Annotated in this window: 21 protein-coding genes; 5 read left to right on the forward strand and 16 right to left on the reverse strand. The window is 73.2% G+C overall.

All coding sequences use genetic code 11. From position 1 onward, the window contains the following. Window positions 1-684, forward strand: a complete 684-nt coding sequence (locus AAC134_RS15755; protein ID WP_339950069.1) for a flagellar hook capping FlgD N-terminal domain-containing protein — start codon at window positions 1-3, stop codon at window positions 682-684. A 14-nt stretch (window positions 685-698) separates the two neighbouring features. Here the strand turns inward: AAC134_RS15755 and AAC134_RS15760 are convergent, their stop codons facing one another. The 6 genes from AAC134_RS15760 to AAC134_RS15785 all read right to left on the reverse strand — a co-directional run bounded on the left by AAC134_RS15760 (window position 699) and on the right by AAC134_RS15785 (window position 8274). Next, window positions 699-1640, reverse strand: a complete 942-nt coding sequence (locus AAC134_RS15760) for an ABC transporter permease (protein ID WP_339950070.1) — start codon at window positions 1638-1640, stop codon at window positions 699-701. 115 nt (window positions 1641-1755) lie between these two features. Then, window positions 1756-2805 carry an ABC transporter permease gene (locus tag AAC134_RS15765; RefSeq protein WP_339950071.1) on the reverse strand — a complete coding sequence of 350 codons (1050 nt, stop codon included), beginning with the start codon at window positions 2803-2805 and terminating at the stop codon, window positions 1756-1758. Further along, window positions 2805-4340: an ABC transporter ATP-binding protein gene (locus tag AAC134_RS15770; RefSeq protein WP_339950072.1), complete on the reverse strand. Its 1536-nt coding sequence runs from the start codon at window positions 4338-4340 to the stop codon at window positions 2805-2807. Before AAC134_RS15770 ends, AAC134_RS15765 begins: the two co-directional genes overlap by 1 nt. Beyond that, a complete protein-coding gene (locus tag AAC134_RS15775) occupies window positions 4337-5743 on the reverse strand; it encodes an amidase (protein WP_339950073.1) in 1407 nt (468 codons plus the stop codon). The genes AAC134_RS15770 and AAC134_RS15775 overlap by 4 nt, the downstream gene beginning before the upstream one ends. A 17-nt stretch (window positions 5744-5760) precedes the next feature. Continuing rightward, the gene (locus AAC134_RS15780; protein ID WP_339950074.1) at window positions 5761-6750 is read right to left on the reverse strand and encodes a BMP family protein; all 990 of its coding nucleotides are present in this window, start codon (window positions 6748-6750) and stop codon (window positions 5761-5763) included. 219 nt (window positions 6751-6969) lie between these two features. Beyond that, window positions 6970-8274: an amidohydrolase family protein gene (locus AAC134_RS15785; protein ID WP_339950075.1), complete on the reverse strand. Its 1305-nt coding sequence runs from the start codon at window positions 8272-8274 to the stop codon at window positions 6970-6972. Between the two features lie 333 nt (window positions 8275-8607). Between AAC134_RS15785 and AAC134_RS15790 the strand changes: the two genes are divergently transcribed. Beyond that, window positions 8608-9723 carry a CaiB/BaiF CoA-transferase family protein gene (locus tag AAC134_RS15790; protein ID WP_339950076.1) on the forward strand — a complete coding sequence of 372 codons (1116 nt, stop codon included), beginning with the start codon at window positions 8608-8610 and terminating at the stop codon, window positions 9721-9723. Between the two features lie 3 nt (window positions 9724-9726). Here the strand turns inward: AAC134_RS15790 and AAC134_RS15795 are convergent, their stop codons facing one another. Both AAC134_RS15795 and AAC134_RS15800 read right to left on the reverse strand, forming a co-directional pair. Next, window positions 9727-10479, reverse strand: coding sequence for a TSUP family transporter (locus tag AAC134_RS15795; protein ID WP_339950077.1), 753 nt, complete (start codon window positions 10477-10479; stop codon window positions 9727-9729). Window positions 10480-10662: 183 nt separating this feature from the next. Beyond that, entirely contained in the window at window positions 10663-11820 is a 1158-nt protein-coding gene (locus AAC134_RS15800; protein WP_339950078.1) for a M24 family metallopeptidase, read from the reverse strand. A 186-nt stretch (window positions 11821-12006) separates the two neighbouring features. Here AAC134_RS15800 and AAC134_RS15805 point away from each other — a divergent pair, with 186 nt between their 5' ends. Next, complete coding sequence (locus AAC134_RS15805; protein WP_339950079.1) at window positions 12007-12501, forward strand: hypothetical protein; 495 nt, start codon at window positions 12007-12009, stop codon at window positions 12499-12501. 67 nt (window positions 12502-12568) lie between these two features. Here the strand turns inward: AAC134_RS15805 and AAC134_RS15810 are convergent, their stop codons facing one another. The 7 genes from AAC134_RS15810 to AAC134_RS15840 form a co-directional block, all read right to left on the reverse strand. After that, window positions 12569-13423 carry a fructosamine kinase family protein gene (locus AAC134_RS15810; protein ID WP_339950080.1) on the reverse strand — a complete coding sequence of 285 codons (855 nt, stop codon included), beginning with the start codon at window positions 13421-13423 and terminating at the stop codon, window positions 12569-12571. A gap of 485 nt (window positions 13424-13908) precedes the next feature. Beyond that, entirely contained in the window at window positions 13909-14484 is a 576-nt protein-coding gene (locus AAC134_RS15815; RefSeq protein WP_339950081.1) for a hypothetical protein, read from the reverse strand. Window positions 14485-14671: 187 nt separating this feature from the next. After that, entirely contained in the window at window positions 14672-15247 is a 576-nt protein-coding gene (locus AAC134_RS15820) for a hypothetical protein (RefSeq protein WP_339950082.1), read from the reverse strand. Beyond that, window positions 15240-17270, reverse strand: coding sequence for a DNA topoisomerase IV subunit B (gene parE, locus AAC134_RS15825; protein ID WP_339950083.1), 2031 nt, complete (start codon window positions 17268-17270; stop codon window positions 15240-15242). The genes AAC134_RS15820 and parE overlap by 8 nt, the downstream gene beginning before the upstream one ends. A gap of 224 nt (window positions 17271-17494) precedes the next feature. Beyond that, window positions 17495-18355, reverse strand: coding sequence for an alpha/beta fold hydrolase (locus AAC134_RS15830; protein ID WP_339950084.1), 861 nt, complete (start codon window positions 18353-18355; stop codon window positions 17495-17497). Window positions 18356-18386: 31 nt separating this feature from the next. Next, window positions 18387-19157 (reverse strand): DUF1194 domain-containing protein, encoded by a 771-nt coding sequence (locus tag AAC134_RS15835; RefSeq protein ID WP_339950085.1) that lies wholly within the window; start codon window positions 19155-19157, stop codon window positions 18387-18389. A gap of 160 nt (window positions 19158-19317) precedes the next feature. Next, window positions 19318-19746, reverse strand: coding sequence for a lactoylglutathione lyase (locus AAC134_RS15840; RefSeq protein ID WP_339950086.1), 429 nt, complete (start codon window positions 19744-19746; stop codon window positions 19318-19320). 90 nt (window positions 19747-19836) lie between these two features. Here AAC134_RS15840 and thyX point away from each other — a divergent pair, with 90 nt between their 5' ends. Then, complete coding sequence (gene thyX / locus AAC134_RS15845; protein WP_339950087.1) at window positions 19837-20769, forward strand: FAD-dependent thymidylate synthase; 933 nt, start codon at window positions 19837-19839, stop codon at window positions 20767-20769. A gap of 114 nt (window positions 20770-20883) precedes the next feature. Here the strand turns inward: thyX and pyrF are convergent, their stop codons facing one another. Further along, complete coding sequence (gene pyrF, locus AAC134_RS15850; protein WP_339950088.1) at window positions 20884-21615, reverse strand: orotidine-5'-phosphate decarboxylase; 732 nt, start codon at window positions 21613-21615, stop codon at window positions 20884-20886. 216 nt (window positions 21616-21831) lie between these two features. Between pyrF and clpB the strand changes: the two genes are divergently transcribed. Further along, window positions 21832-24438, forward strand: a complete 2607-nt coding sequence (clpB, locus tag AAC134_RS15855) for an ATP-dependent chaperone ClpB (protein WP_339950089.1) — start codon at window positions 21832-21834, stop codon at window positions 24436-24438. Window positions 24439-24896: the final 458 nt, after the last annotated feature.

Below are 24896 nucleotides of genomic sequence, written 5' to 3' on the forward strand. Positions count from 1 at the left end.
ATGACCGACGTCGCGACCTCTCCGCTGACCGGCCCGGCCGGCGCCCCGCCGCCTGCGGCGAACAAGCCGCCCCAGGACGCCTCCGCCGCCGCCACGGCCGCCGGCGACTTCGAGACGTTCCTGAAGCTCCTGACCACCCAGATGCGCAACCAGGATCCGCTGAAGCCGGTGGAATCCACGGAGTTTGTCGCCCAGCTGGCCAGCTTCTCGGCGGTCGAACAGCAGATCCGCTCCAACGACCGCCTCGACTCGATCCTCGCGGCGCTGGGAGGCGACGGCTCGGGCCTCGCCGAGTGGATCGGCAAGGAGGTGCAGTCCGCCGCCGCCACGCCGTTCGACGGCGACCCCGTGACCATGGAGGTCGCGCCGGTGGAGGGGGCCGAACGCGCCATCCTGGTGGTCGAGGACGCCGCCGGCGCCGAAGTCGCGCGCCAGTCCGTCGATCCCGCCGCGCAGAGCCTGTCGTGGTCCGGAGAGACCGCAACCGGCCCGGCGCCGGCGGACGCCTATCGCTTCTCGGTCGAGTACCTGGGCGCGGACGAACTGCTCGAGACCCGCCCGGGCCGGGTCTACGCCGAGGTGATCGAGCTGCGCCTGGGCGGAGACGAGCCGCGGCTGGTCCTCCAGGGCGGCGAGGAGATCACGGCCGACGAGGTCACCGCGATCCGGGCCGGCGGCGTCTGAGGAGGCAGCGGCGCCTAGCGTTCGCCCCGTCGATAGGGCGCCATCAAGGCCTCGGGCGCGCGGCCTCGCCGCGCCACGGCGATGAGGGCCACGATCGACAGGACGTAGGGCGCCATCAGGAACAGCTGGTAGGGGAGGCCGTCGACCACATGCTGCAGGCGCAGCTGATAGGCGTCGAAGAAGGCGAACAGCAGCGCGCCGAGCAGGGCCTTGCCCGGCCGCCAGCCGGCGAAGACGACCAGCGCGATGCAGATCCAGCCCCGGCCCTGCACCATCTGCGGGAAGAAGCTGTTGAACGCCGCCGTGGTCAGGAACGCCCCGCCCAGCGCCATCAGGGCCGAGCCGACGACCACCGCGCCCGTGCGGATCGAGAGCGGGTTCAGCCCCTGCGCCTCGACCGCGTGCGGGTTCTCGCCCGCCATGCGCACCGCGAGGCCGAGCGGCGTTCGGGTCATCACCCACGCGGTCAGGGCGACGGCGGCCAGCGCCGCATAGGTGGGCCCCATCTGGGCGAACAGGATCGGCCCGACGAAGGGCAGGTCCGACAGCCCCGGGATCGCGAGCGGCTGGAACGGCTCGATCGTGGGCGGCGAGTCTCCGACCACCACCACCAGCCGATAGACATAGTAGGTGAACGACGAGGCGAAGAGCGTGATGCCCAGCCCCGAGACATGCTGCGAGAGCCCCAGCGGCACGGTCAGGAACGCGTGCAGCAGCCCGAAACAGGCCCCCGCCGCCGCCGCCGCGGCCAGCGCCACCCACAGGTCCGCGCCCTGGTAGGCGGCCAGCCAGGCGATCATCGCGCCCAGCGTCATGATCCCCTCGATCCCGAGATTCAGCACGCCCGAGCGCTCGCAGATCAGCGCTCCCAGCGCGCCGAAGATCAGCGGTGTGGCGATGCGCAGCACCGCGGCCCAGAGGGAGGCGGTGGTCAGGATCTCGAGCGCTTCGATCATCGCGAGCCTCCCCGCACAACGGCGCCGGCGAAGCGCCCGGCGCGCCAGCGCCCCGGCACGCGGGGGCTCGACGCCCCCGTGGGACGGCCCCCCTCTCCGATCGGCGTCGCGGGCCTCATCGGCGCACCCGGTAGGTTGCGAAAAGCAGGGCGACCAGCATGGTCAGGAGAGAGACCGCAACGATCACGTCGGCGATGAAGGTCGGCGCGCCCAGCGCGCGGGACATCGCGTCGGCCCCCACGAAGACCACCGCCACGAAGACCGCGGCGACGGCGACGCCCAGGGGCTGAAGCCCGGCCAGCATCGCCACCACGATCCCCGAGTAGCCGTAGCCGGGCGAGAGGTCGGTGGTCACATAGCCCTTCACCCCCGCCACCTCGATCGCCCCCGCGAGCCCCGCCAGACCGCCGGAAATCAGCGCCACGCCCAGCAAGGTCCGCGCCAGCGGCACGCCGGCGAACTCGGCGGCTTCTGCGGACAGGCCCGCCGCCCGGGCGCGGGCGCCGAAGACGGTGCGGGCGAGCATCAGCCAGACCAGGCCCGCAACGGCCAGCGCGATCAGAAGGCCCACGTGCAGGCGGGTGCGCTCGATCAGCCTGGGCAGCATCAGCTCGTTGGCCACCGGCACGGACTGCGGCCAGCCGAAGGCCAGCGGATCCTTCAGCGGCCCCTCGACCATCATGCCCACGAACAGCATCACGATGAAGTTGGTCAGCAGGGTCGTGACCACCTCGTCCACGCCAAAGCGCACGCGCAGAAAGGCCGGGACCAGCAGCAGCAGCGCGCCCGCGACCATGCCCGCGATCATCACCCCAAGGATGCCCAGAACGGGCGGCAGTCCGGCCAGCGCCTCGGAGCCCAGCCAGGCGGCGGCCAGGGCGCCGACATAGAACTGGCCCTCGCCGCCGATGTTCCAAAGGCGGGCGCGGAAGGCGACGGTGGCCGCGAGGCCCGTCAGGATCAGGGGCGTGGCGCGGGCCAGCGTCTCGGTGATCGAGAGGCGCGAGCCGAAGGCGCCGCGCAGCATCTCGGCATAGGCCTCGAGCGGGTTCACGCCCGCCAGCGCGATCAGCCCGGCGCACAGGACCAGCGAGGCGAGCACCGCCGCGAACGGCGCCGCGACAGCGATGGTCAGCGAGGGTTGGGGGCGGCGTTCGAGGCGCATCACGGGGCCTCGACCGGCACGGACCGCTCCGCCTCGTCCCAGGCGCCGGCCATCATCAGGCCGATGCGGCGGGCGTCGGCCCGCTCGGCGGGGATCGGGCGCGACAGGCGGCCCTTCACGATCGCCTGGATGCGGTCCGCGAGCCCCAGGACCTCGTCGAGATCCTCCGAGATCAGCAGCACCGCGGCGCCGCCCCCCCGGGCCGCCAGCAGTTCCGCGTGGACCGCGGCCACCGCGCCCTCGTCGAGGCCGCGGGTGGGCTGGTTGGCGAGGATCAGCCGCGGCCCCTGCGCCAGGTTCCGCCCCAGGATCAGTTTCTGCATGTTGCCCCCCGACAGCAGGCGGGCGCGAGTGTCGGGCGCGGCGCCGCGGATGTCGAATCGGCGGATCAGCTCGGCGGCGTAGGCGCGCGCGGCGCCCCGGCGCACGAAGCCGCGGGCCGAGAAGGCGGGGTCGGAGAGCCGCTCGAGCGTCGCATTCTCCCACACCGTCATTTCGCCGACGACGCCCTGCGCATGGCGATCCTCGGGAATGCGGCCGACGCCGGCCGAAACGCAGTCGGCGGGCGTCATGCGGCCAAGGTCTTCGTCGCCAAGCAGAATCCGGCCCCGTGTCGGCCGCGCCAGCCCCGACAGCAACCGGCCGAGCGTCGCCTGGCCGTTGCCCGCGACGCCGACAATTCCGAGGATCTCTCCGGCGTGGACGGTGAAGTCGGCCTCGTCCAGCAGGTCGCGGCCCTCCCGCGTGACCGTCACGGCCGAGGCGATGCAGACCGGCGCGCCGGGGGCCTGGGCCTCGCGCACCGGGCGGGCGACGCGGCGGCCGACCATCAGCTCGGCAAGCTCGGGGGCGGAGGTCTGCGCGGTGCGCCGCTCGGCGACGACGCGGCCGCGGCGCAGCACCACGACGCGGTCGGAGGCGGCCATCACCTCGTGCAGCTTGTGGGAGATGAAGATCAGCGACAGGCCCTCGGCGGTCATGCCGCGCAGCGTCTCGAACAGGCGCTCGGCCTCGGGGCGGGCGAGAACGGCGGTGGGCTCGTCCAGGATCAGGATCTTGGCTTCGCGATACAGGGCCTTGAGGATCTCGACCCGCTGCCGCTCGCCGACCGAGAGGTCGCCGACGCGGGCGTCGGGGTCGACGGCAAGGCCGAACCGCTCGGACAGCGCGCGCAGGCGGCGCCGGGCGGGGGCGGTCGAGGACATCAGGCGGGAAAGCGGCTCGGCCCCGATGGTCACGTTCTCCAGCACCGTCAGGTTGCCGGCCAGCGTGAAATGCTGGTGGACCATGCCCACGCCGGCCTCGATCGCCGCGCGGGGGCGGCCGGGGGGGAGGGGGGCGCCGAAGACGCGCACCTCGCCCGCGTCGGCGGTGTAGTGGCCAAAGAGGATGTTCATCAGCGTCGTCTTGCCCGCGCCGTTCTCGCCCAGCAGGGCCAGGATCTCGCCCTGGCCGAGCGACAGCGAGACGTCCTCGTTCGCCACCAGCGGGCCGAAGCGCTTCGTGACGCCGTCGAGTTCCAGGACCGGGCTCATCGCAGGTCCTCGGGCAGGTCGGCGAGGCGCGGGAAGGGGATGGCGGGGGCGGCGTCCTCGATGCGGGAGGCGAGCGCCAGCAGGGCCCGGCCGGCCCCGAAGGGAGCGATCATCTGGAAGCTGCGCGGCAGGCCGCCCGCCATGCCGAAGGGGACCGCCAGCGCGGGGAAGCCCGAGACGTTGGCGACGGCGGCGCCGGGGGCTGCGGCCGCCATCCGCGCGTGGTGGGCCTCGAGGTCGGAGCTGGCGAAATCGAAGGCCCCGACCGGGGGCGGGCCGTCGGCGAGCACCGGGGTCAGGATCACGTCGGCGCTCGCGAACACGTCCCACAGAGCATGGGCGATGGCTGCGGCCTCGCGCGTGGCGGCGAAGAAGGCGGGGGCGGGCAGGGAGCGGCCGTGGCGGGCGGCGGCCGCGGAAAGGGGTGTGATCTCGGCCTCGGTCAGCCCCGCCGCGTCCACCCACTCGGCCAGCGAGACCGCGAGCACGGTGTCGGCCACCGCTGCGGCGCGGGCGCTGAGCGTGGCCCAGGCGGCGGGGTCGAGGGTCGAGACCGGCCCGCCCAGCGCCTCGGCGGCCTCCCGCACCGGGCGGGCGGCGGCCTCGGAGACGCCCGCCGGCAGGGCCAGCGCCACGCGGGGCGTGGCGGGGATCGAGCGGAGCGCGGGGTCGGGGACCGGCCCGCGGGCGTCGCCGGTGATCGCGCCGAAGGCCGCGGCCACGTCGCGGACCGAGCGGGCGAGCACCCCCTCGCCGACCAACCCGTTGAGCCAGTTGTGAAAGCCGGGCCCCATCGGCGTCGCCCCGCGCGAGGGTTTCAGCCCCACCAGCCCGCAGCAGGCCGCCGGGACCCGGATCGAGCCGGCGGCATCGGTGGCATGCGCCATCGCCACGATCCCCGAGGCGACCGCCGCCCCCGCCCCGCCCGAGGAGCCGCCGGGCGACAGCTCCGGGTTCCAGGGATTGCGGGCGGGCGGGGCGCCGGGGGGCTCGGAGGTCAGGGCGGCGCCGAACTCGGGGACCGCGGTCAGGCCGAAGGCGACCAGGCCGGCGCCGCGGAAGCGGGCGAAGAGGGCGTCGTCGCTCTCCGGATCGGGCGTGCGGGCCCGCAGCGCCGCGTTGCCCCCGCAGGCGGCGAGGCCCCGGCCCGAAGCGCCGAGATCCTTTCCCAGGAACGGCACGCCGCGGAACGGGGCGGAGGCGGCCGCCCCCCCCGCCGCCAGGATCGCGTCGGCGCGCGCCGCGCCGGCGCGGCCCAGCTCGGGGGCGACGCGGGCAAGCGCGCCCAGGGAGTCCGTCTCGGCGGCCAGCAGCGCGGCCTCCATCGCCGCGGCCGCGGTCAGGCGGCCCTCGGCGATGGCGCGGGCGAGCGCGGTGGCGTCTCCGCCGATGGGACCGGACATGGGCGCCCTCTCCGGGGTCAGGCGGGCTCGGATTCGTCGATCGGCACGTCGAACTCGCCGGCCTTGATCGCGGCCTGCTTCGCCTGCATGGCCGGCAACGCCGAGGCGGGGACCATGTCCTCGACGAAGACCAGTTCGTTGCCGCCGTGCTTCATGAAGGAATACTCGGTGTAGTCGCGGCCGGTGGCTGCGCCCTCCGCGATGTCCTTGACGATGGCCTCGACCGTGGGGCGGTAGTTCCACAGGGCGTTGGCGAAGACCGTCTCGGGGTAGCGGGGGGTGTAGTCGATCAGGGAGCCCACGGCCTTGATCCCGGCCTCCTTGGCGGCGTCGGCGGTGCCGATGCGCTCGCCGAACAGGATGTCGGCGCCGGCGTCGATCTGGGCGAGCGCCGCCTCCTTGGCCTTGGCGGGGTCGAACCAGGCGCCGATGAAGCCGTTGAGGAACTTCGCGTCAGGGTTCACCTCGGCGACGCCGGCGCGGAAGGCGTTGATCAGCATGTTGACCTCGGGGATCGGGTAGCCGCCGACGGAGCCGAAGGTCCCGGTCTGCGACATCTCCGCGGCCAGCATGCCGGCGAGGTAGGCGGCCTCGTGGTTGCGGGTGCCGAAGACGCCGAAGTTGTCGCCCTGCGGCCCGCCCGAGGAGCCCATCAGGAAGGCGGTGTCGGGGTAGTCGGTGGCCACCGAGCGGGCGTCGCGCTCGACCGCGTAGGACTCGCCCCAGACCAGCTGCGCGCCGGCCTCGGCGTATTCGCGCATGGCGCGGGGGTAGTCGGTGGCGCTGACGCCTTCGGAGAATTCGTAGGTGATCAGCCCGTCGGCGGCCGCAGCCTGCATGGCCGAGTGGATGCGCGAGTTCCAGGCGTTCTCGACCGGCGAGGCGTGGACGCCCGCGACCTTCACCGGGTCGGCGGCGCGGGCGCGGCGGGCGCGCAGGATCGCGGGCGTGGCGAGCAGCGTTGCAGCGCCTGCGAGAAGCTGACGGCGGGAGGGCGTGAGGGGCATGGCGTGTTCCTGTCGGGAGGCTCCGGCCTTTGCGGCCGTTGTGGGGAAAGCGGCCGGGACCGCCGGACGCAGCGCCCGGAGGGGCGCGGAATTCTTGACCGATCGGGAAATGAGACGGGAGAAATCACGCGACTGTCAACAGGCGGATGCCGCGGCGCCGCAAAACTCTGGAGGCGGCCTTCCCGCCGGCCTCGGCCCCCAGCCCTCCACCCTCGGCCCTCAACCCTCGGCGGCCGGCGCGTAGGCGGCGGGGTCGACCTGGGCCGCGCGGCCGGGGAGGGAGAGGGCGGCGACGCGCTCGGGCGTCTGCGCGACGATCCGGCCGGCCTTGACCACCGCGAGGCGGGTGGCGCGCAGGCGGACGGCCTCGATCTCGTCCCGCGCCTGGAGGAGGACCATGTCGGCGGGCGCGCCCTTGCGCAGGGTCGGATCGGGCAGGCCCATGGCGAGGCGGTTGTTGACCGTCACAGCCGTGTGGGTCCAGGCCATCGCCTCGCGCGAGGTCATCGGCACGGCGTGGACGGCCATGTGGGCCACGTCGAGCATGTCGCCCGAGCCCAGCGGATACCACGGGTCCATGGTGCAGTCCTGGCCCAGCGCCACGTTGACGCCGGCCGCGCGAAGCTCGGGGATCCGGGTCAGGCCGCGGCGGCGGGGATAGGTGTCCGAACGGCCCTGAAGGGTGATGTTGATCAGCGGGTTGGGGATTGCGTGCAGCTGCGCCTCGGCGATCAGCGGGATCAGTTTCGAGGCGTAGTAGTTGTCCATCGAGTGCATCGAGCTCAGGTGGCTGCCCGCCGCCCGCCCCTGCAGGCCGCAGCGCAGGGTCTCGGCGGCCAGCGTCTCGACATGGCGCGACATCGGATCGTCGCTCTCGTCGCAGTGCAGGTCCAGCATCAGGCCGCGGTTGGCGGCGAGCTCGGCGAGCTCCCGGACCGAGGCCGCGCCGTCGGCCATGGTGCGTTCGAAATGCGGGATGCCGCCGACCACGTCCACGCCCATGTCGAGCGCGCGCAGCAGGTTCGCGCGGGCGGTGGGATCGCGGTAGAGCCCGTCCTGTGGGAAGGCCACCAGTTGCAGATCGATGTATGGCGCGACCTGCTTCCTCACCTCCAGCAGCGCCTCGACCGCGGTCAGACGGTCGTCGCAGACGTCGACATGGGTGCGGATGGCGAGCAGGCCCTGCGCGACGGCGAGATCGCAGTAGCGCAGGGCGCGCTCGGCCACCGCCTCGGGGGTCAGCAGGGGCTTGAGCTCGCCCCACAGCGCAATCCCCTCCAGCAGCGTGCCCGAGACGTTCAGGCGGGGCAGGCCCAGCGACAGGGTGGCGTCCATGTGGAAATGCGGGTCGCAGAAGGGGGGCGACAGCAGGCGGCCGCGGGCGTCGATCACCCGCTCGGCCTCGCCCTCGATCGCGGGCGCGATTTCGGCGATGCGGCCGTTGCGGACCGCCACGCTCAGCGGCGCGCTCCCCAGGCCGGAGGCGGCGGGCAGGCGCGCGTTCTCGATCTTCAGCTGCAGCATGGGTCGCCTCCGTTTCCGCCGGTCGCGGGCAGATCAGCATGCGCGCGGCCCCTTGCGCAACGCCCAGGCCGTCGCGGCCCCGCCCTCGCCCCCCTCCGGCGGAGGCTCCCCACCCGCCCGCCCTCGCCCCCGCCGGAGGGGGGCGAGGGCGGGGCCGCTCCCGACCGAGGCGGGGCGTGCCGCGCATGGGGCTCGCGAGGCGGCGCCCGGCTTCCCGCCGCTTCGACCGGCCGCACGGTTGACCCCGCCCTCGGGTTCCGGTGGAAAGAGGCGCCGGCCCCGCGCCGGTCAATTCCGCCGGCCCCCCGCGCCGGCCAACGCCCCGGAGGACACATGCGCGATCTCGAAGGACTGCTGGTGGTGGCGGTGGAGCAGGCGGTCGCCGCCCCCTACTGCTCGGCGCGCCTGGCCGACGCCGGCGCCCGCGTCATCAAGATCGAACGCCCCGAGGGCGATTTCGCCCGCGGCTACGACCGCATGGTCGAGGGGCAGAGCGCCTATTTCGTCTGGCTCAACCGCGGCAAGGAGAGCCTGCGGCTGAACCTCAAGGACCCCGCCGACCACGCCCTGCTGGGCCGCCTTCTGGACCGCGCCGACGTGTTCCTGCAGAACCTCGCGCCCGGCGCCGTCGGCCGCATGGGCTACGGGATGGAGGCGCTGCGCAGGAAGCGCCCGGACCTGATCACCTGCTCGATCTCGGGCTATGGCGAGGACGGGCCGCGGCGCGACCAGAAAGCCTATGACCTGCTGATCCAGGCCGAGACGGGGCTCGCCTCGATCACCGGCTCGCCGACCGAGGAGGCCCGCGTGGGCGTCTCGATCTGCGACATCGGCGCGGGGATCACGGCCCATGCGGCGATCCTGCAGGCGCTGATCGGGCGCGGACGCACCGGGCAGGGCCGCCAGATCGAGGTCAGCCTGTTCCACGCCATGGCCGACTGGATGAACGTGCCCTACCTGCAGGCCCGCTATGGCGGCCGCCCGCCCCAGCGCGAGGGCCTGCGCCACCCGACCATCGCGCCCTACGGGGTGTTCCCCTGCGCGGACGGGGCGATCCTGATCTCGATCCAGAACCAGCGCGAGTGGCGGATGCTGTGCGAGCAGGTATTGGGCGACGCCGGCATGGCCGACGACCCGCGCTTCCACGACAACACCGCGCGGATCGACAACCGGGCCGAGCTCGACGCCCGCGTCGCCGATCTGTTCCGCCAGCACGGGCGCGAGGCGCTGGCCGCCAAGCTGGACGCCGCCAAGATCGCCTACGGTCGGCTGAACGGCATGGCCGACCTGATGGAGCATCCCCAGAACCGGCTGATCTCGGTCTCGACCGACGGCGGCCCGGTGGAGCTGATCGCCCCAGGCGCCGTGGTTGCGGGCGAGACGCCCAGCTACGGCAAGGTCCCCGGCATCGGCGAGCATGACGCGGACATCCGCGCCGAGTTCGGCTGAGGCTCAGAGCAGGCCGGCGGCCCCGCTCCAGATCAGCCGGGCCGCCAGCAGGCACAACAGCGCCGTGAGCGCGCGCTTGAACAGCGCGTCGTTGCTTCGCATCAGCGCGCGTTTGCCGACCAGCGTGCCGAGAAATCCCGCCGCGGCCATCAGCGCGATGGGCGCCAGCCACGGCCCGAAGGCGAAGCCGAGGAAACCGAAGGCGATCACCTTCAGCAGGTGCTGGGCGGTCATCATCGCGGCGTGGGTGGCCACATGCTCCATCCGCCCCAGCGCCAGCGTCTTCACATAGGCCGCCACGAACGGCCCCGTGGCCCCGAAGAACATCGAGAGCAGCGTCGAGACGAAGCCCGCCGGCCCCGCGCCCGCGCGCATCGCCCGGGGCGGGGCGAACAGCGCCGCCCACAGCACGAACAGGCCGATGCCGATCTCGACCGCCGCCGGCGGCAGCGCCACGGCGACCGACCCTCCGGCCGCCGCCCCCAGCGCCGAGCCGACCAGGAACGGCGCCAGCGGCCCTCGCTGCACATGGCCAAGCAGCATCGCGGCCCGTCCGGCGTTCGAGGCGAACTGCACCAGCCCGTGCACCGGGATCAGCGCGGCCGGCGGCAGCAGCGAGGCGAGGATCGCCAGCATCGCCACCCCGCCGCCGATCCCGAAGGCCGCCGTGACGAAGGACGTGCAGAACGAGGCCGCCGAGACCAGCGCCAGCGTCGCGGCGTCGAGCTCGGCGGGGAGAAGCGGGACGAGGTCCATCGGGGTCCCCCGGTCGGGCGAAGAGGCTCATGACTGCGCCGGGAGGATCGCGGCGTCAAGCGCGCTGCATGCGAGTGTATGCATTGCGGGCCCGCCCGCCCGCCGCCCTCTCCTTCGGGAGACCGGGCGCCGCAAACGGGCGATGCGGAACTTCGCTCCGCCCGCGGGGGCGCCGCCCTGGCGTCACAGCACCGGGATCTCCGGCCCGATGCGGGGCGAGAGGAACTGCGGCCCGTTCTCGCGCACCACGATCACCTCCTCGTGCACCATCATCCGGCCCGGACCGAGCGGCAGCGAGGGCTCCAGCGTCAGCACCATCCCCGCCGTCAGCGGCGTGAGGTCGGCCGCGATCAGCGAGGGCGGCTCGGTCAGCTGCATCCCCAGCCCGTGGCCCAGCCGCCCGACATCCGGCGCCCCGCCCCCCAGAACCGCGCGCATGGCGTGGAACAGGTCGGCAGGCGTGGCGCCGGGGCGAGCGAGGGGGGCGGCGACGTCCACGGCCTCGACGAGGCGGGCGTGGGCCTCGGCGACCTCGGGCGCGGGCGGGCCGAGCGACCAGTTGCGGTCGAAATCCGCGAAATAGCCCTCGCGCGAGAGGCCGGCGTCGAGCATCGCCACATCGCCCGCCGCCAGCGGCCGGTCGTCGGCGGGCGAGATCACGTCGCCATAGCCCCCCGGCGCCGCGCCCCCCGCGAGGTAGAGGACCTGATCGGCGCCTTCCTCGAGGCACAAGATCTGGAAGCGGCGGAACACGTCCGACAGGGGGCGGCCGGGGCTGAGGAGTCCGGGAGCCCGGGCGAAGGCGCGGCCGGCGACGGCGCAGGCGGCGGCGATCTTCTCGATCTCGGCCTCGGACTTGACCATGCGCAGGGCGCGCATCAGCCCGCGATCGTCGCGAAACCGCCGGCGCCCGATCCGCTCGCCAAGCGCCTGCCAGTCGCCCAGCGGCATGCGCAGCAGCGTCTCGCGCCCCATCGGCACGCCGATTTCGGCCGCGGCCGGGGTCAGCTCGGCCAGCGTGGCGGCCAGCAGCGAGACCCCGTCGTCGGCATAGTCGGGCGAGGACCAGCTCCGCACGTCGCGCAGCCAGGTCCGGCCCATCAGCTCGGCCCCGATCGAGGGCGCCACGGCGACCGGCGCGCCCTGCGCAGGCACGACCAGGAACCAGGGCCGTGTCGGGCTCTCCCAGAAGCGGGTGAGGAAGCCGGAGAACCAGCGGATCTCGGGCTCGGTGGTCAGCAGCAGGGCCTCGAGGCCCTCGGCGGCGAGCGCGGCCTGAGCCAGCGCCAGTCGGGCGCGATGCTCGGCCTCGGGGAAGCCGCGGGGAGGCGGGCGGGTCATGGGCCATGAGCGCACGAGGCGAGGGCGGGCGTCAATGCGGGAGGGGGCGCGGAGCAAGGCGGGCGTGACGGCGACAGACAGCGCGGCGCGGTGGAGATCAGAGATTGACGCAGCGGAACGCATTGGCGCAGGCTTGTCCGCAGGGGGCGCGATTTTCGCCCCCGGCTTTCGACATGGGAGATTTCTATGCCCACGATCCTCGACGGGGTGCGCCTGTTCCGCGAGACCGACGCCGACTGGCCCGCCCGTTTCCGTTATCTGATCGACCCGACCCTGCGGTTCCTGCCCTTCGCCGACCGGATGCAGCGCGAGGCGCGCGAGAAGAACCGCGAGTATGGCTGGTACACCGCCCGCAGCGGCCGCGACGACAGCCCGATGCTGATCCAGGTCGCCGAGGAATTCCAGCACCTGGGACCGAACTCGCAGAGCTTCCACTCGGAATTCTGGCCGACCCGGATGCGCGAGAAATTCGACCTCTCCGATCTCGTCTACCACCATGTGCACGGCAATTTCAGCGTCGAGCCCAGCGGCACGGACCGCCATCTGGCCCGGGCGTTGAACGACGCCAGCCCGCCGCTGTGGTTCGCCCAGCACGGGCAGGCCGAGACCGGCGGCGAGGTCTACAGCCACCTCTACGGCGTCGAGGCGCTGTTTCCGCCGCGCGACGACCAGATCTCCTAGCCCTCTCGACCTGCCGGGACGGAGCGGCGCAGCCGAGGGCCAATCGTCAGGAGCCCCTGCGGCAGGCCTAGGCGCGCGTTTGCGCCAGCAGACCCTCGACCAGGCCGTGGTAGCCGCCGCCGAACAGGCGCAGGTGCACCAGCGCGGGCCATAGCTGATAGATCGGCCGCCGCTCGGCCGCGCCGGGCTCCAGCGGGCCGTAGCCCTGCGCGAGACCGGGGCCCGGCGAGCCGAACAGCGCCAGCATCGCCAGGTCCGTCTCGCCGTGGCCGTAGGCGCAGGCCGGGTCCACCAGACCATGCGGACGGCCGGCGGCGACCAGCAGGTTGCCGCTCCACAGGTCGCCGTGACACAGGCCCGGGAGGGGGCGGCGGGGCAGCCGTTCGGGCAGGGCGGCGGCCAGACGCTCGAGCGAGCGGGCGAGGTCGAGGGGCAGGCGCGGCGCCTCGGCCAGCAGCCGACGCTCGGCCCAGAAGCTCGGCCAGTCGAGCGCGGGGTCGGCGTTGGCCGGGATCGCCACCTCGCCGAAGGCATAGGGCGCCGGCCAGCCGTAGGCGGGGCCCGGCGTCTCGTGCAGGCGGCGCAGCATGGCGCCCAGCTCCCGCCAGCCGGTGGGCGAGAAGCCGCCCTCGTCGGCCATCGCCTCGAGCGCCAGCACCGTGTCCGAGGCCCCAAGCACCCGCGGCGTCGGCGCGCCGGCCGCACGCAGGGCGGCGAGCATCGCGGCCTCGGTCGCCGGGTGGGGCCCGGTCTTGGCCACGATCTCGCGCCCGTCGTCGAGCGTCGCGAAGACCACCCGGTTCAGGTCGCCCCCCGGCAGCCGTCGCCAGCGCGTCGCCTGCGCGCCCAGCAGCGTCGCCGCGGCCTGCGCCAACGAGCGTCCGCCCGGTCCCGCCCGGCCCGAGTCCGAGCCCCCGGTCACCGGCGCGTCCCGGCCTGGCGCCCTCCCGGCAGGCGTCGCGGCGGAGGGGGGCGCAAGGTGGGTCGGCTTGTCAGGACATTCATTCAATAACCGCCGGGCGTCCGGCCGACGCCGCTCCAGGATGTGATCATGGCTCGAAGCCGTCGGGACGACCGATCCCGCGGCAAGCCGCTCTCGGGCGACGGGCTGCGACCTGGCCGAGGGAGGGGGCGCGGCGGGCGCGAAGGGGTGCGCGATCGCCGTCGGCAGGTTGGCGACGATCCTTGGGGCTTTCGGCCCTTGGGGCAACCGTACAGTATCGGATTGCTACGATTTGTCCCTTTGGGTGGGACGCCGTCTCATTTTCCGGCCAGGCTTGGGCCCCGGGTGTCGGGCAGAGGCGCGCCCGGGTCGGCGGGGTCGCGGCGTCTGTCGCCGTGCCCGTCCGCGCCGGCGACGCGGTCCCTGCAGCGGCGACGCGGTCCCTGCAGCGGCGGCGCGGGGCCTCAACGGTGGCGGCGACGCTCGCCCTGCTCGTCGGGGCCGCGGTTGGGCAGCAGGGTCTGCAGCGTCTGGTTCATCGCCCTGGCAAAGCCCGCGTCGCTCGGCCCGCGGGTGGCGGTGCTGCGCACCAGGACCGAGCTCAGCTCCCGCGCGCCGCGGCAGTAGGCCACCAGCGCGTTCAACGAGCCGTCGGCGCGGCCGGCGCCGGTGGTGGCGGGGGCCCGGCAGCCGTCGAGCCGGTTGGCCGGGTCGAAGGCGATCACGATCCGGCTCTCCTGCGCGAGGTCGCGGCCCAGCTCGAAGGGGCTGGCGCCAAAGCGCGCGGGCAGGGTCATCCCCGCGGCCACCTGTGCGGGCGAGGCGCCGTCGGGCGGCGTCCCGCGAACCTCGAGCGGCATCGGCACGCCGTTGAAGATCTGCCGCGGGTCGTAGGCGGTGTCGTACATCGGCGTGGTCACCGAGGTGTGGCCGGCGTCCCCGGCCCCCGGCCCGCCGGCGCATCCCGCCAGCAGCGCCGCCGCGGCCAGGAGGATCCCGGCGCGCCGGGCGGAGGCCTTGGCGCCGAACGCGCCCCGCACGGGCGCCCCGGCGAGGGCCGGAGCGTGAGCGCCGGGCGCCCCGATCGGGGCGGCGGCGCCCGTCGCCGAGGACGCGGCGCGGGCAGCCAGGGCGCGAGCGGTTCGGGGGCGGTCGGGTCGGGGGCAGGCCATGGGGCTGGGGTCCTTCCTGCGAGGCGGGAGGGGGTAGCGGCTTCGGCGCAAGCCTTCAGCCCTGGGCGCCGCCGGGGCGGAGCACGGCGTCGAGCAGCTCGGTCAGCGTCGAGGACACCCACGCGGCGTCGAGGTCGCCCGAGCGGCGGGCCCGGATGCGCCCCTCGGCCAGCGCCTGGCCGCGCAGACACAGGGCGAGCGTGGCCTCGTAGCGGTCGGCCTGCGGCGGGTCGGCGGGCAGCGGCGCCTCGGCCGCGCACAGCGCGTCGCCTTTCGGCGGCGTTTGCGGGTTGAAGATGATCGCCAGCCGCAGCAGCCGCCCGTGCTCCGAGCGCGCCCAGCCTCCGGGCGCCACCGGCGGCAGGTCCAGCGCCTGGGGCAGCCCCTCGGGCAGGCGGATCAGCCCCGCGACCTCGGAGGGGATCATCCCCGGCAGGGGCGCGTTGTGCGGTTCGGCCGCCACCCGGCCGGGGCGCAGGAGGGAGTCGTCGTATTCCGGCTGCAGGGCCACCGCGAAGATCTCGACGTCGGCCGCCTCGCTGTCGCAGCCCGCCGCCAGCAGCGCGGCAGCGAGCGCCGCGGCCGGCGCGGCGCACCGGCGGGAGCGTGACGGCAGGCGGGTCTCAGACATCCAGATCTTCGGCGAAGCGCGCGTTCTCCTGGATGAACTGGAAGCGCAGCTCGGCCTTGCGGCCCATCAGGCGTTCCACCAGCGCCGAGGTCTCGCCCTGCTCGCCGGGCTCGTCCTCGTCGATGGTCACCCGGATCAGGGTCCGGGTCGTGGGGTCCATCGTGGTTTCCTTCAACTGCCTGGGCATCATCTCGCCCAGGCCCTTGAAGCGGCCCACGTCGACCTTGCCGCGGCCCTTGGAGAACACCGTCTCGATCAGCTCCTCGCGGTGGGCGTCGTCGCGGGCGTAGAGCGTGCGGGCCCCCTGGGTCATCCGGTAGAGGGGCGGGGCGGCCAGGAACAGGCGCCCCGCGTCGACCAGCGGGCGCATCTGGCGGAAGAAGAAGGTCATCAGCAGCGAGGCGATATGCGCCCCGTCCACGTCGGCGTCGGTCATGATGATCACGCGCTCATAGCGCAGATCCTCGAGGTTGAAGCGCGAGCCGGGGGACACGCCCAGCGCCTGGCACAGGTCCTGCAGCTCCTGGTTCTGGGCCAGTTTCTCGACCGAGGCGTTGGCGACGTTGAGGATCTTGCCCCGCAGCGGCAGCACCGCCTGGGTCTTGCGGTTGCGCGCCTGCTTGGCAGAGCCGCCGGCGCTGTCGCCCTCCACCAGGAAGATCTCGGAGTTGTTGCGCGCGCTGTCGGAGCAATCGGCCAGCTTGCCGGGCAGGCGCAGCTTCTTGGTGGCGGTCTTGCGCTGGGTCTCCTTCTCCTGCCTCCGCCGCACGCGCTCCTCGGCGCGCATCAGCGCGAAGTCGAGGATCGCGCCCGCCCGCTTGGGGTCGGCGGCGAGCCAGGTGTCGAAGCGGTCGCGCACGGCGTTCTCGGCCAGTCGCGCGGCCTCGGTGGTGGCCAGGCGGTCCTTGGTCTGGCCGACGAACTCGGGCTCGCGGATGAAGATCGATATCATCGCGCAGGCGGCGCCCTGCACGTCCTCGCGCGTCAGGATCGCGGCCTTCTTGACCGAGGCGAGCTCGCCATAGGCCCGCAGGCCCTTGAGGACCGCGGCCCAGAAGCCCTGCTCATGCGTGCCGCCCTCGGGCGTGGGCACGGTGTTGCAGTAGGAGGAGACGAAGCCGTCGCGCGCCGGCGTCCAGTTGACCGCCCATTCGACCGAGCCGGCGGTGTCGGCGCCGAATTTCTCGCCGAAGTCGACCTTGCCCGCAAAGGGCTGCTCGGCGCAGCAGGGGGCGCCGGCGAGGGATTCCGCGAGGTAGTCGGCCAGGCCCCCGGGGAAGTGGAACGTCGCTTCGGCCGGCGTGTCGTCGCCGTCCCTGAGCATCGCGGGGTCGCATTTCCAGCGGATCTCGACGCCCGAGAACAGATAGGCCTTCGAGCGGGCCATCTTCATCAGCCGCGCGGGCTTGAGCATGGCGCGGGCGCCGAAGATCTCGGGGTCGGGGTGGAAGCTGACGGTGGTGCCGCGGCGGTTGGGGGCCTGGCCGGCCTGCTCGACCGGGCCCAGCGGCTTGCCCTTCGAGAACTGCTGTCGCCACAGGATTCTGTTGCGCGCCACCTCGACCGTCACCGCGTCCGACAGCGCGTTGACCACCGAGATGCCCACCCCGTGCAGACCGCCCGAGGTCTGGTAGGCCTTGCCGCCGAACTTGCCGCCGGCGTGGAGCGTGCAGAGGATGACCTCGAGGGCCGATTTCTCCGGGAAGCGCGGGTGGGGATCGACGGGGATGCCGCGGCCGTTGTCGCGCACGGTGCAGGTTCCCTCGGCGGCGAGTTCCATCTCGATGCGGCTGGCGTGGCCGGCGACGGCCTCGTCCATCGAGTTGTCCAGCACCTCCGCGACCAGGTGGTGCAGGGCGCGCTCGTCGGTGCCGCCGACATACATGCCGGGGCGCTTGCGGACCGGCTCCAGCCCCTCGAGCACCTCGATCGAGGAGGCGTTGTAGGACTCGTCGGCGTCGTTGGCGGCGAAGAGGTCTTCGCCCGCTGTCTTGCCGACGGTCTTGCGCGCGGGCTCGGCCATGGCGGGGGTCCTGCTCGGTTCGTGTCGTTGGGGGCGGAGTATCGCGCGCCGCGGCGGCCGAATTCAATGGGCGGCGTGGGCGCAGGTCCCGCATCTGGGCGGGAGTCGCGCAAATACCGCGAGATATAGGGGCGGCGCGACGACGGGTCCGCGCCCGGGCGTTCCCGGGCGGGCCGGCGCCCCGAGCTTGACCCGGGGCCTCCCGCGGGCCGCGGGCGTCGGCGTCAGGGGCCGGGGTGACGGTCCAGAAACGCCTCCAGCGCCGCGTCGAACGCCTCGGGCCGCTCGGCGTTGATCGAATGGCCGCCCTCGAGGTCCACGACCTCGAGATGCGGGATCCCCGCGCGCAGGGCGGGCAGGTGGGTCTGGAAGCGCTTCTCCCAGCGCCCGTTGATCAGCAGGGTCGGCAGGCGCAGCGCCTCCAGCCGGTGCATGGCGCCCGTGCCGGCCACCGTCACCTCCATCGCCAGCGCCATCGCCTCGGGGTCGAGGCGCGCCGCGTCCTGCATCAGCCGCGCCAGGGTCTGCGGCGGGTAGCGGGTGGCGCGCGAGGGGTGCACGCGGGCCTCGGGCAGCTTCTCGCGTCCGCCGGCGCGGATCGCGGCGGCGGTGGCGCGCCGCTCGGCCACCTTCGCGGCGTCGGCGGGATGGGTCATCACCGCGCCCGAGTTGGTGAAGGCGTGGGCGATCACCGACTCCGGCCGCGCCAGCGCGTAGGAGACCGAGATCCCCGCGCCCAGGCTCTGCCCGCACAGATGCCAGCGCCGGCCGCCCAGCCGCTCGCGCAGGGCCTCGAACGCGTCGATGTAGCGGGCGACCTCGTAGGCCGCGGGATCGCGCGGCGCGTCGGAGCGGCCGTGGCCCAGCAGCTCGACCACCGCCACCCGGCGGCGGCGCGACAGACGCGCGAGGTTGCCGTGCCATTGCGCGCGACTGGCCATGAAGCCGTGGACCAGCAGCAGCGTCGGCGCCGGCGCGTCCGCGGGCCCGTGCAGGTCGACATGCAGCCCGTGCAGGCGGAGGGACTGGCCCGCGCTCTCCTCGGAGCGCGGAGGGGCGTCGGGCGCGCAGCGGGCGTCCTGCATGAGATCTCCCTGTCCTGGGTCGCGGCGCGCCTCAGCCGGGGGGCAGGGGCGCGGCGTCGGGTTCCAGCGCGCCGATCGCCAGCGGGGGGCGGATCTCGCGCAGCAGCTTGCGCTTCATCGCGCGGGCATAGTCGCGGTAGTCCTCGGCCACCTCGGCGAAGGCGCCGGGGCCCTTGACCACCATCTTCTCGAAATAGCGCACCAGCTGCGGGCGCGCGACGCCCCCCACCACCAGCGCGTTCACGGTGACGTCGTCCATGGGAAAGCTGGCGTAGGCCGAGGGCGGCTCGAACCCGTCGTTGTTGGCGCCGTCGCCCGAGACGTCCAGCACCCGCCGCTCGCAGTCGCGCACATCCTCCAGCAGGCGGGCGCCGAAGCCGATCGCATGGCCCAGCGCGGTGGGATAGTCGGAGTGGCTGCGCGCCGCCGTGCGCACCCGCGCGGCCAGCGCGTCGACCGCCTGGGGGCTGGTCATCGGGCGCCAGTCGGCCACCAGCGCGTGCTGCCAGCGACCCGACCATTCGTAGACGGCGATCCGCACCTCTCCCGTGCCGGGATCGAGCAGCGCCTCCTTGACGTCGGCGTCCTCGAGCGCCTCGGCCAGGCCCTGCGCCTGAAGGGCGTATTCCGTCTCGTCCACCGAGGAAGAGACGTCGAGCGCCAGCGCCAGCCCCAGCGCGCAGGCGGCCGAGGCGGGGCCGGCCCCGGTCAGGGTCGCGAACAGGACGGCGAGCGCGCCCGCCCGGCGCCTCCCCCGCCCCGCGCCGCGGACCGGCGGCGCCTCTGGCCCCGCGCCGCGCACCGGCGGCGCCTCTGGCCCTGCGCCGCGGACCGGCGGCGCTTCCGGCCCTGCGCCGCGCACCGGCGGCGCTTCCGGCGCTGCCCCGCGCACCGCGGGCCCCCCCCGACGAGCGGGGAGGAGCGGAGCGGGCAGGCGGGGCAGGGCGCGGGTCATGTGCGGGTCACCAGCTTCCGGTGTTCTCCATGCTGGCCCAGGGCTCCTGGACCGGCTTGGCCTCGCCCATCTGCAGCAGCTCGACCGAGACGCCGTCGGGGCTTTTCACGAAGGCCATGCGGCCCTCGCGCGGGGGGCGGTTGATGGTCACGCCGGCGGCCTGCAGCTTCTCGCACATCGCGTAGATGTCCTCGACCTCGTAGGCGAGGTGACCGAAGTTGCGGCCCGAGCCGTAGTCCTCGTCCGAGCCCCAGTTGTGGGTCAGCTCGACCTGCGCGGCCTCCTGGCCCGGGGGGGCGAGGAACACCAGCGTGAACTTGCCGGCCTCGTTGTCGATGCGGCGCACCTCCGTCAGGCCCAGCAGGTCGCAGTAGAACGCCTTCGAGGCGTCGATGTCCTTCACGCGAACCATGGTGTGGAGGTATTTGATCTGCATCTGGGGGTTCCTTCTGTCTTGGGCGCCAGATATGGATGGGGGCGACTCGGCTCGCGCCGAATGCCGCTCGTTATGCCTCGGGGAGAACTTATGACGCTCAGCCCGGAACAACAGGCCGAAATCGACGCCGCGCGCGCCGAGACGCGTCCGACGCTGCGTCCGGTGTCCGAGGGGATCGAGGCGATGCTCTATTCCGCGGTCCCGGTTCTGGACCACGGGTTCGTGCGGGTCGTGGACTACATGGGCGACGACGCGGCCATCGTGCAGGCGGCGCGGGTCAGCTACGGGGCGGGCACGCGCAAGGCCCGCGACGACCGCGGGCTGATCCGCTACCTGATGCGGCACTGGCACTCGACCCCCTTCGAGATGTGCGAGATCAAGCTGCACGTGAAGCTGCCGATCTTCGTCGCCCGCCAGTGGATCCGCCACCGCACCGCGAACGTGAACGAATATTCCGCCCGCTACTCGATCCTGGACCGGGAGTTCTACATCCCCCAGCCCGAGCAGCTGGCCGCCCAGAGCAGCGCCAACCGGCAGGGGCGCGGCTCGGTCCTGCAGGGCGAGGAGGCGGAGGCGGTGCTGCGCCTGCTGCGCGAGGATTCCGGGCGCGGCTACGACAACTACCAGTGGATGCTGAACGAGGGGCCGGACGGCGCGCCGGTGGATCCCGAGCGCGCGGGGCTGGCGCGAGAGCTGGCGCGGATGAACCTGACCGCGAACGTCTACACGCAGTGGTACTGGAAGATCGACCTTCACAACCTGTTCCACTTCCTCCGGCTGCGCGCCGATCCCCACGCGCAGCACGAGATCCGGGTCTATGCCGACGCGATGTGCGAGATCGCCAAGGCCTGGGTCCCCGCCGCCTACGAGGCGTTCGAGGAATACAGGCTGGGCGGCGTGCAGTTCAGCGCCTCGGCCATCGCCTGCCTGAAGCGGATGCTGGCCGGCGAGCAGGTCACGCAGGCGACCAGCGGCATGAGCCCGGGCGAGTGGCGCGAATTCCAGGCCGCGCTGGCCGACTGATCCCCACGTCCCGCGCACAAGAGCCGTGCAGACGCCCGTCTGCACGACGCCCCGCGGTCCCAAGCCCTCGCGAAGCGCCGGGTGGCTGGCGAGTCAGGAGCGCAGACCGGCCTCTCAGGGCATCGCCGCCTGAATGGCGCGCGCGGCCGCCGCCGGATCGGCGGCCTGCCACACCGGCCGCCCGACCACGATATGGTCCGCCCCCGCCTGCACCGCCGCGCCTGGCGTCGAGATGCGCTTCTGGTCGTCGGTCGCGCTGCCCGCGGGCCGGATGCCGGGCGTCACGATCAGGCGGCCCTCGCTCTGGCGCAGGGCGCGCAGGGCCCCGGCCTCCTGCGCCGAGGCGATGACGCCGTCGGCCCCGGCCTCCCAGGCGCGGGCGGCGCGCTCGGCCACCAGCTCCGAGAGGTCGCCCCCCCGGATCAGCGCCGCATCGAGGTCGCCGCGGTCCGAACTGGTCAGCACGGTCACCGCAAGGATCTTCATGCCCGAGCCCGCCGCCCCCTCGGCCGCGGCGCGGACCACGCTGGGATCGCCGTGCACCGTCAGGAAGTCGAGGTCGAAGGTCGCGAGGCGGCGCACCGCATGCTCGATCGTGGCGGGGATGTCGAACAGCTTCAGGTCCAGGAACACCCGCTTGCCCTGGTCCTTGAGCTCCATCGCCGCGGCCAGCCCGCCGGTGGTCAGCATCCCCAGACCGATCTTGTAGAAGGTGACCGCCTCCCCCAGCCGCCCGGCCATCGCCATGGCGCTGGCTCCGTCGGGCACGTCGAGCGCCACGATCAGGCGGTCGCGAGGGTCGGGTCCGGCTGCGGGCGTGCGCGCGGGAAAGGCTGCGACGGACATGGCGCGGCTCCTGATAGGGGGTCTGGCAGGGTTCCCCCGCGATACGCGCGCGGGCGCGAAACCGCAAGCTCAAGGTCTTGTGAGGCCCCGGTTCCCCGCCCATATCCTTCTCAAATCGGGGCGCGCCGGATGGGCGTCTCGATCACACATCACAGGCCGGTCCGGGCGCGCCTCAGAGAGGGCGCCGAGGCGAGCGGCGCTGAAAGGAGAGCGAGCATGAACTTGGAAAAGTTCACCGACCGCGCGCGCGGGTTCGTGCAGGCGGCCCAGACCATCGCGATGCGCGAAAGTCACCAGCGACTGACCCCCGACCATCTGCTCAAGGCCCTGCTCGACGACGACCAGGGGTTCGCGACCAGCCTCATCGCGCGGGCCGGCGGCGACGCGCAGGCGGTGCGCACGGCCAACGACCTCGCCGTCGCCAAGCTGCCCAAGGTGCAGGGCGGGCAGGTCTATCTCGACCAGTCCTTCGCCCAGGTGATCGACCAGGCCGAGCAGCTGGCCAAGAAGGCCTCCGACAGTTTCGTCACCGTCGAGCGGCTGCTGACTGCGCTCGCGATCCAGAAGTCCGACGCCTCCAAGGCGCTGGGCGATGGCGGCGTCACGCCCCAGGCCCTCAACAAGGCCATCGAGGACACGCGCAAGGGCCGCACGGCCGACAGCGCCTCGGCCGAGGACAGCTTCGAGGCGCTCAAGAAATACGCCCGCGACCTGACCGAGGCCGCCCGCGAGGGCAAGATCGACCCGGTCATCGGCCGCGACGAGGAGATCCGCCGCTGCATCCAGGTGCTGAGCCGTCGGACCAAGAACAACCCCGTGCTGATCGGCGAGCCCGGCGTCGGCAAGACCGCCATCGCCGAGGGCCTGGCCATGCGCATCGTCAACGGCGACGTGCCCGAGAGCCTGCAGGACAAGAAGCTCCTCAGCCTCGACATGGGCGCCCTGATCGCCGGCGCGAAGTATCGCGGCGAGTTCGAGGAGCGTCTGAAGGCCGTGCTGAACGAGGTGACCTCCTCGAACGGCGAGATCGTGCTGTTCATCGACGAGATGCACACGCTCGTGGGCGCGGGCAAGGGCGACGGCGCGATGGACGCCTCGAACCTGCTGAAACCCGCGCTCGCGCGCGGCGAGCTGCACTGCGTGGGCGCCACCACGCTCGACGAATACCGCAAGCATGTGGAGAAGGACGCCGCGCTCGCCCGTCGCTTCCAGCCGGTGTTCGTGACCGAGCCGACGGTCGAGGACACCATCTCGATCCTGCGCGGCATCAAGGAGAAGTACGAGGTCCACCACGGGGTGCGCATCTCCGACGCCTCACTGGTCTCGGCCGCGACCCTGTCGGCGCGCTACATCGCCGACCGCTTCCTGCCCGACAAGGCCATCGACCTGATGGACGAGGCGGCCTCGCGCCTGCGCATGGAGGTGGACAGCAAGCCCGAGGAGCTCGACCAGCTCGACCGCGACATCCTGCAGAAGCAGATCGAGGCCGAGGCGCTGAAGAAGGAGAGCGACCAGGCCTCCCAGGACCGGCTGGAGAAGATCACCGGAGACCTCGCCCAGCTGCAGGAGCAGTCGGCCGCGATGACCGCCCGCTGGCAGGCCGAGCGCGACAAGCTCCAGGGCTCCCGCGACCTGAAGGAGAAGCTCGACGGCGCAAGGGTGGAGCTCGAGAACGCCAAGCGCCGCGGCGACCTCGCCAAGGCCGGAGAGCTCGCCTACGGCGTGATCCCCGACCTCGAGAAGCGCCTCGCCGAGGCCGAGAGCCAGGAGCAGAGCGACGTGATGGTCGAGGAGGCGGTGCTGCCCGAGCATGTGGCGGCCGTCGTCTCCCGCTGGACCGGCGTGCCGGTGGACAAGATGCTGGAGGGCGAGCGCGACAAGCTCCTGCGGATGGAGGAGGTGATCGGCGCCCGCGTGGTCGGCCAGGAGGACGCGGTTCACGCCGTCGCCAGCGCGGTGCGCCGGGCGCGGGCGGGCCTGTCGGACCCCAACCGCCCGATCGGCAGCTTCCTGTTCCTGGGCCCGACCGGCGTCGGCAAGACCGAGCTGACCAAGGCGCTGGCCGAGTTCCTGTTCGACGACGACCAGGCGATGGTGCGCATCGACATGTCCGAGTTCATGGAGAAGCACGCCGTCTCCCGCCTGATCGGCGCCCCTCCGGGCTATGTCGGCTACGATGAGGGCGGCGTGCTGACCGAGGCGGTGCGCCGGCGTCCCTACCAGGTGGTCCTGTTCGACGAGGTCGAGAAGGCGCATCCCGACGTGTTCAACGTGTTGCTGCAGATGCTGGACGAGGGTCGGCTGACCGACGGCCAGGGCCGCACGGTGGATTTCCGCAACACGCTGGTGATCCTGACCTCGAACCTGGGCTCGGAGTTCCTGACCTCGCTGCCCGACGGGGCGCAGGCCTCCGACGCGCGCGAGCCGGTGATGGGCGCGGTGCGCGCGCACTTCCGGCCCGAGTTCCTCAACCGCCTCGACGAGATCGTTCTGTTCGAGCGGCTGAGCCGGGAGCACATGGACGGCATCGTCACCATCCAGCTCCGCGGGCTGGAGGGCCGGCTGGCGGATCGCAAGATCCACCTCGAGCTTGCGCCCGAGGCGCGCACCTGGCTGGCCGATCGGGGCTACGATCCGGTCTACGGCGCGCGTCCCTTGAAGCGGGTTATCCAGAAGGCCCTGCAGGACCCGCTGGCCGAGCGTCTGCTGGCCGGCCGGATCCGCGACGGCGAGGTGGTGCCGGTGGGCTGCGGCCCCGAGGGGCTGGTGATCGGCGACCGCGCCCGAGGCGCCTCGGCCGAGGCGGGGGCCACGCTGCACTGACCTCCGGGCCCGGCGGGCGCGTCTGGCCAGACCCGGACCGAAAGCGGGGGCGAGTCGGGCAACCGACTCGCCCCCGACTCGTTCACGGGCCGAAATCGGCTGCGGCCGCGACGTCACCCCTGCCGCGCCGCAACGCAAGTCGACGCCCGCCTCGGGGATCGGAGGGGGCGCCGAGGGCCGGTTCCGCCAGGAACGCAACGTCACACGATTTATTCCCGACATCCGAAGACGCGATTCCCCTCCGGATTCGGCCCGATTCAGGGCGAAATCACCCGATTCCGGGGGGCAGGGCGCGCGGCTGGCCGGGCCATCCCCTAACATGACGCAGCGCACACAATGCCTTGGCCCCTCCCCCGTGTCGTGACAGTTTTCTGACGGGGGCCTGTTGACGCCATCTTCGAAACCCCCTAGATAGCCGCTCACCGACGAGGCGCTGCGGCGCACCGTTTGGTTCAGCG

Source organism: uncultured Albimonas sp. (assembly GCF_963977235.1).
GTDB lineage: Bacteria > Pseudomonadota > Alphaproteobacteria > Rhodobacterales > Rhodobacteraceae > Albimonas.